This is a genomic window from Verminephrobacter aporrectodeae subsp. tuberculatae At4, from assembly GCF_000193225.1.
GTDB lineage: Bacteria > Pseudomonadota > Gammaproteobacteria > Burkholderiales > Burkholderiaceae_C > Acidovorax > Acidovorax aporrectodeae.
The window spans coordinates 1-205 of the sequence record NZ_AFAL01000660.1; the positions used below are offsets into that span (position 1 = coordinate 1).

General features: G+C 66.8%; 1 protein-coding gene. It reads right to left on the reverse strand.

The annotated features are described in order from the left end of the window. On the reverse strand, window positions 1–205 hold a 205-nt coding region (locus VTU_RS28610), incomplete at both ends, for a SwmB domain-containing protein (RefSeq protein ID WP_010107358.1).

Here is a 205-nt window from a genome sequence, read left to right on the forward strand (position 1 = left end):
GTGTCGCTGGGCGTGCTGTCGCTGTACGCGACGGTCGTCGTCTGGCCAGCGGTCACCGGTCTGGTCAGCGTCAGCGTGACGGTTTTCTCTTGCGCGTTCACGACCACATTCGTGACGGCGTTGCGCTCGCCCGCGACGAGCACCGTGAAGTCTTCGCTCGCTGGCTTGCGGCTCGCGTCCGCGTTCAGGTTGCCCGCGTCCTCGA